Here is an 11181-nt window from a genome sequence, read left to right on the forward strand (position 1 = left end):
TTATCCAATATCAAACCGAGGCCAGACCTTTCCGCCTGTGTCCAAGACAACAAAACCCTGGACCAAACTCCTAACCATGACTGCGGGGATCCGGCTGATTGGGGAGGGCGCGCCTGCCCCGCTCCAGCTCAGACACCGGCCCGATGTTGGTCAACTGCAGGGGCTGTCCAGTTGCCAGAGCCAACACATTGGCTCGCAGAATCGACGGCGGCTGTTCGCCAATCGCCGATCCCAGCACTTCTCCCTGCCGATCCAAAAACAGAAAATGAGGGATGCCGTTCACCCGGTAGCGGCTCAGCTCCGGCAGCCACTTGGGATTATCCACATTGAGCATGACAAAGTTGACTTGATCGGCAAATTCCTTTTTGAGATTGGCCAGGAGGGGCGCCATGGCACGACAGGTGGTGCACCAATCGGCATAAAACTCCACCAAAGAAGGCTTGCCATTGGCCTGAGCTTGCTCCCAAGGTATGGCTTCTTGGGCTAGAGCCTCTAGGTTGCTGCCCGCCTGACGACCCTGGCTGGCCAAAAACAAACCCACCGCTAAGAGCACAGCTACTGCGGCAACCAGCCCGTTGCGCAACCGTTTTGCCCAGTCTTCCTTCATCTTTCCTCACCTTGCCATCCGCTGGATCTGACCTTAGCCGTCGCCTTCACTGTTTTAGCATCCCACCCTGTCCCACCGGTTCCGGCCAGAACCGGGTCTATGCCATCCCACGATCTTGGGCCGGGATCCCGGCTGGAGAAGAGGGCCAGGTGAGCGATAATGGGTGCGGCGTTTGCACCGATGGCTCAGCGATGCGCATCTCCTTGAAGTGGCTGCGAGAACTGGTGGATTTCCAACTTTCACCCGAAGAACTGGGGGAGGCCCTCACCCTGGCGGGGTTTGAAGTGGAAGAGATTGAAGATCGCCGCACCTGGGCAGAGGGGGTGGTTTTGGGCAGGATCCTGGCTGCCGAGCCTCACCCCAACGCCGACAAGCTGCAGGTTTGCCAGGTGGACTTGGGATCCGATCGGCCTGCCACCATTGTCTGTGGAGCTGCCAACGCCCGCCCTGGGATCCTGGTAGCAGTGGCCACGCCCGGCACCCATTTGCCCGCCCTCTCCCTCACCATTGCCAAAGCCGACAAGCGGGGGGTGATCTCGGAGGGCATGATCTGCTCTCTGGCCGAGCTGGGGCTGGAGAAATCTTCCGAAGGGATCCACGAATTCCCGCCCGACTTGGATCTGGAGGTTCATCCGCTTGGCTCTGATGTGCGCCCCCTTCTAGGCTTGGACGATGTGGTGCTGGATCTCACTTCCACCGCCAACCGGGCCGATGCCCTGAGCATGGTGGGGATCGCCCGCGAAGTGGCTGCCCTCACCCGCAACCCACTGCGCCTGCCCCCCGTCAAGCCTCTTCAGGCCAAGCCCATCCCCAACTTTCAGTTGCGCATTGCCGACGCCAAAGCCTGCCCCGCCTACAGTGGCGTGTTGATCGAAGGGGTGAAAGTCGGCCCTTCCCCCGACTGGCTAAAACACCGACTGGCCGCTGCCGGCATGCGATCCATCAACAATGTAGTGGATATTACCAATCTGATCCTGCTGGAATGGGGCCAGCCTTTGCACGCCTTCGACTGGGATCGCCTGCTCCAGGTCATGGGCAAGAAAAAACCCACCATCGAGGTGCGCTTGGCCCAGCCGGGAGAAACCTTAAAGACCTTGGACGGCCAAACCCGCACCTTGCAAGCCGACAGTCATCTCATTGTGGCCGGCAGCCAACCGGTAGCTCTGGCCGGGGTCATGGGAGGGGAAGAAACCGAGGTCGGCTCGACCACCACTCGCATTTTCTTGGAAGCAGCCCTATTCGATCCAGCGGTGACGCGGCGCTCGGCCCGGTCTCAAGGTCTGCGCACCGAGGCTTCCACCCGCTATGAGCGAGGGGTTAACTTTGCCACCCTCGATCAGGCCCGGGATCGGGCGGTGCAGTTGATCCTGGAACTGGCAGGGGGAGCAGTGGCCGGCCTCACCACCTTTGACCAGCGGCCCCCCCTGGAACGCACCCTGAAATTGCGGCTGTCGCGGCTGATCGATGTGTTGGGGGACGAGGTGCAGGCGGCGGATGTGGAGGAGATCCTATCTGCCTTGGGCTTTCAGCTCTCCCGTTGCGAAGGGGCCAATTCCCAGAGTGCCCTCTCCCCCGCTACCGAGACGGCAACCGTGGCCAGCTGCGTTTGGCAGGTCGTCGTTCCCCCCTATCGCCTGCGGGACATTGAGCGGGAGATCGACCTCATCGAGGAGTTTGCCCGTCTCTACGGCTATGACCGCTTCTCAGAAACCCTACCCACCGAGCCGCAGGTGGGATCCCTTTCGGCGCGGGAAACGTTCACCCGCCAGATCCGAGAAGTGCTGCGCGGCATTGGCCTGACAGAGGTATATCACATCTCCCTCTGCCCAGCGGAGGAGGATGGATCTTTGGTGAGGATTGCCAATCCACTTTCGCCTGAATATTCAGCCGTGCGCAATGCGCTACTTCCCGGCCTAGTGGAGGCCTTCCGCTTCAACTGGGATCAAGGCAACGGCCCGCTCCAAGCCTTTGAAATCGGTCGTGTTTTTGCCCATGCCCTTCCCCCCAACCCCCACCCTTACCGGGAAGCTGAGCATATCGGCGGTATCTTGGGCGGGGATCCCAATCCCCACGATTGGCAGCACCGCAACCGACCCATGGACTGGTTCGAGGCCAAGGGGCTGCTGGTCTCCGCTCTGGAGCGGCTGGGATTTGGCCCGGAGTTTCGTCTGGATCCCCCTGAAGAGCAATCGTCCCTGCTTCACCCCGGTCGCCAGGCCAGTTTGTGGATTGAGGGATCCCGCATCGGTTTGTTCGGGCAACTGCACCCCCGCCTCTGTCAGGAAAAGGGGCTGCCAGATCAGGTCTATGGGTTTGAGCTGCAGTTGGATCCCTTGCTGGAAAGCCTGGAGAGACGGGGCATTGTGCAATTTGTCCCCTTTTCGCCCTTTCCTGCTGCCGATCGGGATATCGCCTTCTTTGCGCCACTCGACCTTGCCGTTGGTGAGATCGAGAAGGTTATCCGTCGAGCGGGCGGAGAACTTCTCCAATCGGTGCAGCTTTTCGACGAGTACCGGGGCCAAGGAGTACCTGCAGGGCAGCGCAGCCTTGCCTTCCGCCTAGTGTACCGCGCTCCCGATCGCACCCTCACGGATGCGGAGGTAGAAGCTCTGCAAAACCAGGTGAGGGCGCAGTTGACAACACAATTTCCGGTGACCTTGCGCAGCTAGCCGACCCCTCTGTAGCTACTATAACATCCTCCCGGCGCTCGTCCTGTGGACAGGGCGCGGGCTACCCTTCCCGTCAGCAGGACGGAGTCCTTACCTCGCAGTTGGGCATTCCTGCCCCACGCCACTTGCCTGGGTCTACAACCCCCGACAAAACAACTGGACAGGCGGTTCTCCTTCCCCAGCCTCCCTGGCTACTGCCAGCTCGCAAAACAACCTCTAATCCACCCAGCACAGTTCCCAAGGCTGAGGCTGAGTCCCGATGCACCCGGTACCGGCATTCAGGGCACTGAGGCCCCCCGACAGCCCAGCTGTTGCTAACCGTCCCTCAGCACTTGCAACCGACTCGACGCACTCCTTGGGCAACATCCCCCTTGCCCAGCCCTTGGCCTTGAGGTCTTCCACAAAGAGATAAAGAGGGTCTGCCCTCGGTCCTAACGCCAATGGGCCCTCTGGAAATGGAACTCTTGGCAACCATTGGCAATGCCCTGCTGCATCCTGGCAACCTGCAGTGGTGCTCTCTTCCAGTGGCAAGACCCCTGCTGTTTTCTCGCCCCCCTGGGTTGCAGCCTTCTCAGCTGGCCTTGCAGGGCTTTGAAACCCTTGGGCCGTTCCCGGCAGACGCTGTCTGGCAAGGGGTTCTGCTGACGGTAATCAGAAGGGAAGGGTGCATCGGCAGGCAGGATGGACTCCTGCAGCAAGGAACCCCTGTCCAGTGGCCAAGAGCAAGATTCTACCCACTCCTTAGATTTCTGGCAAAGCGTAGTTGTATACGCGCCGGCCAATCTCCAGCCACGTCAACAGCGAGGACTCTGTCCCGCTAACGCGAGCGGCTTGCTGGGAGGCATCTGGATCAATCCGGTGCTTGTAGGGTACGCCAGCACAGGTACGTTTTACTACAGATTTTGCTCAGGGGTATGGCGGGGATCCATGTATCCCGGTGCTCACCCTGCGGGCAGGGCGCGGGACTGATTGCCCCCGCACCCCGTTAGCTACACCGCCGGGAAGCCCTGCCCTCTATTAGGGGCTAGTGACTAGTGACTAGTGGCTAGCCACTATCCAGGGTGAGAGTCGGGATGAAAGGCGGGGACATGATGTTTTGTCCTTGACTGGTGCCATAAACATAAAAAGTAGCGGGGTTTTATACACTGCCGCTATAAACATCAAGTACAGGGTGGTGGGGCATCCCGTCCTTTTCGCGCTAGCAGCGCGGAGCGCTAACCGGAGTCACTGGGAAGCCCGCACTCTCTCGCTTTAGCGGCGCGGAGCGCTTTGCATCAGCATGAGTGCGGGAGTATGTCACTTAAACCAGAAGCAGATCTCAGCTTTTGCCCAGCTTCAGCATCTGATCCACCACCCCTAGGGTTTCTTCGTAGAGGTAGTCGGGGCCAAGCCGCTGCAACTCGGCAGCCAGCAGGGTGTCGAGGGAATCCTGCTCCAGGGGAGCCACCTGGCGAACCACACATCTCTGAGCGCCCCCCATGGCTTCCATGCGCATACACCCTGTGATTTCGGAGCACAGCACAGTACAGGCGTCGGCTTCTTGGTTGCTGGAGGTGAGGCGCAGCCCGATGAGATCCCCCGGCTGGCTGATTTCCGAGGCCAAGGGCACAGCGGCCAGTTCTGCCATCACCTCGCCGCCCCTTTGGGTTTGAAAGCGGATGCGGTCAATCTTGTAATCGTGTTCTTGAGCCTGAACCCGCTCTGTGGGAGTCCATCCCAGGCGACCGGCCAGCCAGCCCAAGAAAAGGAACGCCTGGCAGGGATTGCCGGCTTTGTAGTCGAGGTTCACGCGATCTACGAGGTATAGGGACTCCCGCCGGTCGGGAGGGTCAAAGGCTTGGGCGGTGAGTTCCTGCCAAGGCAGCAGCCGCCGCCAGTTGAGATCCCCACAGTGGCGCCCCTCACCCACCAAGAGGTGGATTTCCTGCAGATCTTCTTCTGGATTGACAAAGCCCCGTGAATCGACGATGACCCGGTTGCTCAGAGCCACCAATTTTTGAAACAGCAAGCTGTTCAAATCCAGATCCCCTTGCCACCACAAAAAGGTGGGCAAGTTGGGGATCAGCAGCGAGGCAACGGTGCTGCAGGCCCGCACAAAGGCCGATTCGGGCGCTTTCAGGGTGATGTATTCGCAACAGACCAACGAGCTGCGCTGCTCACGGGTCACCGGACAGTAGGCGGCCACCTGGGCCTCGATGGCGTCGTCTGCAGATCCCTCCCGTTTGGCTCGCAGGTCAATGACGCGACAGGGGTTTTGGGTGGCGATGGCCTCGACGGTGGGAGAAGGTAGCAACAGCGCATCGTCCAGAGATTCGTACACCACCAGGGTAAAGGTGGCAGCGCGGGCGGCAACGCTCTCTCCTTTGGAAGACCAGATCTTGTTCAGCTCCTGCTCAATATCTTCGATGGAGACATCTTTCGGGGTTTGTAGGGGCAGGACGGCAGCAGATTGATCCATAGTCTCCTCCTGGAGTGGACTCTTGCTCGATTCTAGGCAGGCGGGCCGGCTGGCTGGGAAGGGCTTAAGGCCAGGTACAGATTGACCAACTCAAGCCTGCTCTCCGCACTTGCTCCAGGAAACTCGAGGCTCAAGCAGGCCGAGGCTGGATGTTCAGCTCCAAGGGGCAGGCGGGATCCCCTGTCAACAGGACTCCGCGGCCATTGGCGTGTAGGTGCCGCACAATCCAGTACAGGGTTTCTATGCGCTCCGGGCAGCCTAGTTTCTCTGCCAGTTGGGGCAAAGTCAGGGATCCCTGGTGCTCCTGCACCGTCTCTAGCAATCGCCGTTGCAGCTCCAAGACAGCGCTGGCGGCTTTCTTGCCTGCTTCCACCCCCGGTTGATGGTAAGCGTTGATCTGGATTAGGGAGGCGTAGAGGCCCACGGCTCGCTCGTAGAGGGCAATCAAGGCCCCCACCGAGCGGGCATCCACCCGTGGCAGCGTTACGGTAATGGAGTCGCGACCGTTTTCGTAGAGGGCCTGGCGGGTGCCCTGCAGCAGGCCGTTCAGGTAGTCGCCACTGGTCACCTGCGGCTCCACGAAGGGGGAAGGGATCCCGGGCTCCCGATCCTGAAGCACCTCGATGAAGGTGACAAAGAAGTTGTTCAAGCCATCCCGCAACTGCTGGACGTAGGCATGTTGGTCGGTGGTGCCCTTGTTGCCGTAAACGGCGATGCCCTGCTCCACGCGGTTGCCGTTTAGATCGTGGGATTTGCCCAGGGATTCCATCACCAACTGTTGTAAGTAACGGCTAAACAGCAGCAGGCGATCCTTGTAGGGCAAAACCACCATGTCCTTGCGCCCTTGCCCTTGACCGACGATGTACCAGGCCATGGCCAGCAGAGCGGCGGGATTGCGCTCCAGGTGGGGCAGGCGGGTGGCCTCATCCATGGTGGCTGCCCCGGCCAGCAAAGCCCGGATATCAATGCCCTGCAACGCTGCCGGCAACAGGCCCACCGGGGACGTTTCGGAGGTGCGCCCCCCCACCCAGTCGAAGATGGGGAAGACCTCCAACCACCCCTCCTGCCGCGCCTGCTGCTCCAATTGGCTGCCGGGGCCGGTGATGGCCACCGCATGGGCAGAAAAAGGGATCCCGGCTTTTTGGTAGGCCAGCTTCACCTCCACCAAGGCATTGCGGGGCTCTGGGGTGCCGCCGGATTTGGAGGTGGTGATCACCAGGGTTTGCCCCAGTTGGTCTGCCAGCCGCCCCAGCACCCGGTCAAACCCGTCGGGATCCGTGTTGTCGATGAAGTGGATGTTCAGGGGGGGGTGCAGCGGAGCCAGGGCCTCCGCCACAAATTGCGGCCCCAGAGCTGAGCCGCCAATGCCGATGCAGAGCAGCTCGGTGAACCGTCCCCCCCCGCTGGCCGGGATGGTTCCGCGATGGATCTTTTCGGCAAAGGTTTCCACTCGCTCAATGGAATCCTGAATGGCCTGCCGGATTTCAGGGGTGGGAGCCAGCTCGGGCGCCCGCAGCCAATAGTGGCCCACCTGGCGGCCTTCGTCGGGGTTGGCAATGGCTCCTGCCTCCAAAGCCTGCATATCGGCAAAAGCCTGGGCAAAGCGAGGCCGTAGCGCTTCCACCTGAGGGGGAGTGAAACGGATGCGGCTGATATCGACGAAAATCTCCAGGCCGGGATGGTAGTAAAGCCAATCGCAGTAGCGCTGCCAGAGTTGGAGGCTGTCCATGGGATCCCTTTTGCCGAAATCCCTAACCAGCTTACCAAACTCTTTCTTACTCCCAGCCGAGGGTCGTGCGCTCCAGCCAGGACTGATCCAAACTGATGAGTGCCTCTTTGACCCCCACACCGGTCTCAGGGTGACGCCAGTCGGGAGCGATCTCCCCCAAGGGAGCTAAGACAAAAGCACGTTCCATCATGCGGGGGTGGGGCAACGTCAGCTCAGGGCTGTTCAGGATGCGGCTGCCCATGGCCAGCAGATCCAAATCCAGGGTTCTGGCCTCCCAGCGGATGCGCCGCACCCGTCCTGCCTCCTGCTCGATGGCCAGCAGCGCCCTTAGTAACTCCAGGGGAGACTGGTAAGGGGGGAAGGGATCCAAGGCCACCACTGCATTGAGGTAATCAGGCTGTCCGGGTGGCCCCCCTTGGGCTGGGCTGCGGTAGAGACTGGAACGGGCCGCCACCTCTCCCAGCTGGGGCAGCTTCTGCACAGCCAGGCGCAACTGCTGCAGCGGATCCCCCAAGTTGCTTCCCAGGGCAATGTAGGCCAGGTCGGGATTCATACAGATCGGCGACGGTCGATCTCTACGTAAACATCATCGAACAGCCCCGGCAGGGGAGCTTGGGGCTTGTGAACCCGCACAGTTAGGGCCTCCAGCTGGGGATAGCTCTGCCACAGCCGCTCTGCAATCTGGTCTGCCAAGGTCTCGATCAAGCGGCGGCGCTGGCCGGTCACCTCTTGCCGCACCATCTCATACACTTGGGCATAGTCCACTGTGCCAGAGAGGTCATCCTGGATCTGGGCCAGGGAAAGCTGCATCTCCACATCCACCACAAAGCGCCCGCCCAAAACTGCTTCCTCCGGGCAGTGGCCGTGGTAAGCATGAAAGACAAGGCCCTGGAGCACCAGCCTACCCTGCATCATGGTGCAGAGCTTCCCAAGTGGCGAGGGCGGAAACATGAGCTGGCACGTTATGAACCCGTACCAGGGCAGCTCCCCGGCTGGCCGCAAACAGGTGGACGGCCACGCTGGCGCTGTCTCGCTCGCTGGGCACGGCAATGCCGGAAAGCTTGCCCACAAAACTTTTGCGGGAGGCCCCCACCAAAACTGGGTAGCCGTAGGCCACCAGCCGCGGTAGGGCTTTGAGCAGGGTTACATTCTGCTCAGCAGTTTTGGCAAAGCCTAAGCCCGGATCCAAAACAACGCTGGGCACGCCCGCCGCCAGAGCCCGCTCCGCCTGTTCCCTGAGGAAACCGAAAACCTCCCCCTCCAGGTCAGCATAGTCGGTCTGCTGCTGCATGGTGCGCGGCTCTCCCCGCATGTGCATGATCACCGCCGGCACCCCCTTTTCGGCACAGACCTGTATCATTTGGGGATCCCGCAGCCCGCTGACATCGTTGATGATGTGCGCCCCGGCAGCCAAAGCCGCAGCCGCCACCTCCGTTCTGCGCGTATCGACGCTGATGGGGATCCCGGATCCCTGCAAAGCTCGAATTACCGGCAAAACCCGGTCGCATTCCACTTCTACCGGCACCGGATCTGCCCCTGGGCGGGTGGACTCGCCGCCAACATCCACCATCAAGGCCCCTGCCGCCGCCATGGCCTCGGCTGCCTGCACGGCTGCTTCTGGGGATCCCCACTGGCCGCCATCGCTGAAGCTGTCGGGTGTTACGTTGAGCACCCCCATCACCCCAACGCCCCGCCAAGAAAGACGGTAGCCCTCTGGCGTCTGTTCTGCCCCAGGCAGAGGACGTCGGGAGATCAAGCTGGTAACACCCATAACCGCTGCAGGCTGCCGTGTTGCAAAAGCAGGGGGAAAAGTCTCCCACTGCCTAGGATGGTATTGCCGTCAATCCCAAGGCTGGCGCAAGCCCAACAGGATTCTACAAAATTTTTTACAACGTCCTTACAGAGCCACGATTGGTGAAAGGCTGCCCCTGCCGGCTCAAGCGCAAGGAATGGCCCCCGCCGACAGAGGAAGCTCTCCCGCTCTGGCTAGAACATGATGTCGTCTTCGGAACGACCCCAGATGCACCAAATGATAGAGGCAAAGATTGCCATGTAAACCCAGGCCATCGGGCCGTATTGCAGCAGATCCATCAATACATCCCTAAAACATTTGTTTATCTAGTCCAATTATTGTGATGTTTCGTTACAGCGTCAACAGTTCTCTCAGGAAAGGGCTGCTTCTCAGACCCAACTGGAGCTAAGGCGCCAAGCTGGGATCCCTTGTCCAGGGCGGGTTAAGTCTTTTTGCCTAAAGACAGGGAGCAAGTCTTCAGTTTCTGAGAAAACCCAGCTTGCCTGAGAGATGCAGGAGGATAGGGAACTAGACATTGAAGCGGAAGTGCATCACGTCCCCTTCCTGGACGACGTAGTCTTTGCCTTCGCTGCGCAGCAGGCCCTTTTCTTTGGCGGCATTCAGGGATCCCGCCGCCACCAGATCGGCATAGGCCACCGTCTCGGCCCGGATGAAGCCCCGCTCAAAATCGGAGTGGATCACCCCGGCTGCCTGAGGGGCTGTGGCGCCGACTGGAATCGTCCAAGCGCGGGTTTCTTTGGGGCCAGAGGTAAAGTAGGTGCGCAAGCCCAACAGCTCGTAGGTGGCTCGGATGAGAGATTTCAGCCCGCCCTCTTTTACCCCTAACGAATCCAGATAGGCCTGTCGCTCGTCGGGGGGCAGCTCCACCAGTTCCGCCTCCACCTGGGCTGAGACCACCACCACACCTGCCCCTTCCGCCTCGGCAAATTGCCGCACCTGCTCCACCCAGGCATTGCCGCTGGCCAGATCCGTTTCCGCCACATTGGCGGCGTAGATGACTTTTTTACGGGTGAGCAGCCCCAACCCTTTGATCAACTGCTCTTCTTCTGGGCTGAGGGGTACCAGGCGAGCCGGCTTGCCCTCGTCCAAGGCAGCCTGTAATTGTTCCAGAGCCTGCAACTCCAGTTGGGCGGTTTTGTCGGACTTGGCCTGCTTGCGCACCCGCTCTATGCGCCGCTCGATCTGGGCCAAATCCGCCAAGGCTAGCTCCAAGTTGATCACCCCGATATCCCGCAAGGGATCCACCGAACCCGCCACATGCACAATGTTCTCGTCTTGGAAGCAGCGCACCACGTGCACCACGGCGTCCACCTGGCGAATGTGGGAGAGAAACTGGTTGCCCAGACCCTCCCCCTTGCTGGCTCCAGCCACCAGCCCGGCAATATCCACAAACTCGATTTGGCTGGGGATGATCTCGGCAGAACCGCTGATCTTGGCCAGCACCTGCAAGCGCTCGTCGGGCACCGCCACCCGCCCCACATTCGGCTCAATGGTGCAGAAGGGAAAGTTGGCCGCCTCGGCTTTGGCATTTTCACAGAGGGCGTTGAACAAGGTAGATTTGCCTACGTTGGGCAGGCCGACAATTCCAGCTCTCAACATCCAGATCTTGGGGAAAAAGCCAAAAACCAGGGTAACGGGATCCCTTGCCCAGCGGAAAGATCCCTACTCTGACGTTAGCATTTGCCGCCCCTTTCCCAACCGGTGGATCCGCTCCCAAGCGCTCCGCGCCGCCAACGCCACCACCCTCGGCTCCTCTCCCAAGAGAACTGTATTTTTTGTCAGCTGCACAGTGTTGGGCAGCTGAGGTCTTTTGACATCCTCCCCGGCCTGAAGGCCGGAGATTCCTACCACGCTACGCATGGATGGCTCCTTGCGCAGTCGTCTCGGCGGGTTCCTGCTTCCGAC

Annotated in this window: 8 protein-coding genes; 1 reads left to right on the forward strand and 7 read right to left on the reverse strand. The window is 60.5% G+C overall.

Annotated features, from left to right (window positions below):
* Positions 1-70: 70 nt before the first annotated feature.
* Positions 71-607: a thioredoxin domain-containing protein gene (locus ACVWZG_RS11550; protein ID WP_457407137.1), complete on the reverse strand. Its 537-nt coding sequence runs from the start codon at positions 605-607 to the stop codon at positions 71-73.
* A gap of 191 nt (positions 608-798) precedes the next feature.
* On the opposite strand from ACVWZG_RS11550, the gene pheT reads away from it, so the two are divergent.
* Positions 799-3276, forward strand: a complete 2478-nt coding sequence (gene pheT, locus ACVWZG_RS11555) for a phenylalanine--tRNA ligase subunit beta (RefSeq protein ID WP_457407144.1) — start codon at positions 799-801, stop codon at positions 3274-3276.
* 1318 nt (positions 3277-4594) lie between these two features.
* On the opposite strand, the gene ACVWZG_RS11560 is transcribed toward pheT, so the two are convergent.
* The 6 genes from ACVWZG_RS11560 to ychF form a co-directional block, all read right to left on the reverse strand.
* Positions 4595-5734: a glucose-6-phosphate dehydrogenase assembly protein OpcA gene (locus ACVWZG_RS11560; RefSeq protein WP_457395264.1), complete on the reverse strand. Its 1140-nt coding sequence runs from the start codon at positions 5732-5734 to the stop codon at positions 4595-4597.
* Between the two features lie 130 nt (positions 5735-5864).
* Positions 5865-7463 carry a glucose-6-phosphate isomerase gene (locus ACVWZG_RS11565; protein WP_457407139.1) on the reverse strand — a complete coding sequence of 533 codons (1599 nt, stop codon included), beginning with the start codon at positions 7461-7463 and terminating at the stop codon, positions 5865-5867.
* Between the two features lie 46 nt (positions 7464-7509).
* Positions 7510-8016, reverse strand: coding sequence for a 2-amino-4-hydroxy-6-hydroxymethyldihydropteridine diphosphokinase (folK, locus tag ACVWZG_RS11570; protein WP_414414067.1), 507 nt, complete (start codon positions 8014-8016; stop codon positions 7510-7512).
* Positions 8013-8378, reverse strand: a complete 366-nt coding sequence (gene folB / locus ACVWZG_RS11575; protein ID WP_414417813.1) for a dihydroneopterin aldolase — start codon at positions 8376-8378, stop codon at positions 8013-8015. Before folB ends, folK begins: the two co-directional genes overlap by 4 nt.
* Positions 8365-9234 (reverse strand): dihydropteroate synthase, encoded by an 870-nt coding sequence (gene folP, locus ACVWZG_RS11580; RefSeq protein ID WP_457395273.1) that lies wholly within the window; start codon positions 9232-9234, stop codon positions 8365-8367. The genes folB and folP overlap by 14 nt, the downstream gene beginning before the upstream one ends.
* 549 nt (positions 9235-9783) lie before the next feature.
* Positions 9784-10875 carry a redox-regulated ATPase YchF gene (gene ychF, locus ACVWZG_RS11585; RefSeq protein WP_011434459.1) on the reverse strand — a complete coding sequence of 364 codons (1092 nt, stop codon included), beginning with the start codon at positions 10873-10875 and terminating at the stop codon, positions 9784-9786.
* Between the last annotated feature and the right edge of the window lie 306 nt (positions 10876-11181).

Source organism: Thermostichus sp. OS-CIW-33, assembly GCF_054059615.1.

Bases quoted from the DNA above. Each gene is read 5' to 3' on its own strand.
- ACVWZG_RS11560 (WP_457395264.1), bottom strand. From the start codon at position 5,734: ATGGATCAATCTGCTGCCGTCCTGCCCCTACAAACCCCGAAAGATGTC.
- ACVWZG_RS11550 (WP_457407137.1), bottom strand. From the start codon at position 607: ATGAAGGAAGACTGGGCAAAACGGTTGCGCAACGGGCTGGTTGCCGCA.
- folP (WP_457395273.1), bottom strand. From the start codon at position 9,234: ATGGGTGTTACCAGCTTGATCTCCCGACGTCCTCTGCCTGGGGCAGAA.
- ychF (WP_011434459.1), bottom strand. From the start codon at position 10,875: ATGTTGAGAGCTGGAATTGTCGGCCTGCCCAACGTAGGCAAATCTACC.
- pheT (WP_457407144.1), top strand. From the start codon at position 799: ATGCGCATCTCCTTGAAGTGGCTGCGAGAACTGGTGGATTTCCAACTT.
- ACVWZG_RS11565 (WP_457407139.1), bottom strand. From the start codon at position 7,463: ATGGACAGCCTCCAACTCTGGCAGCGCTACTGCGATTGGCTTTACTAC.
- folB (WP_414417813.1), bottom strand. From the start codon at position 8,378: ATGATGCAGGGTAGGCTGGTGCTCCAGGGCCTTGTCTTTCATGCTTAC.
- folK (WP_414414067.1), bottom strand. From the start codon at position 8,016: ATGAATCCCGACCTGGCCTACATTGCCCTGGGAAGCAACTTGGGGGAT.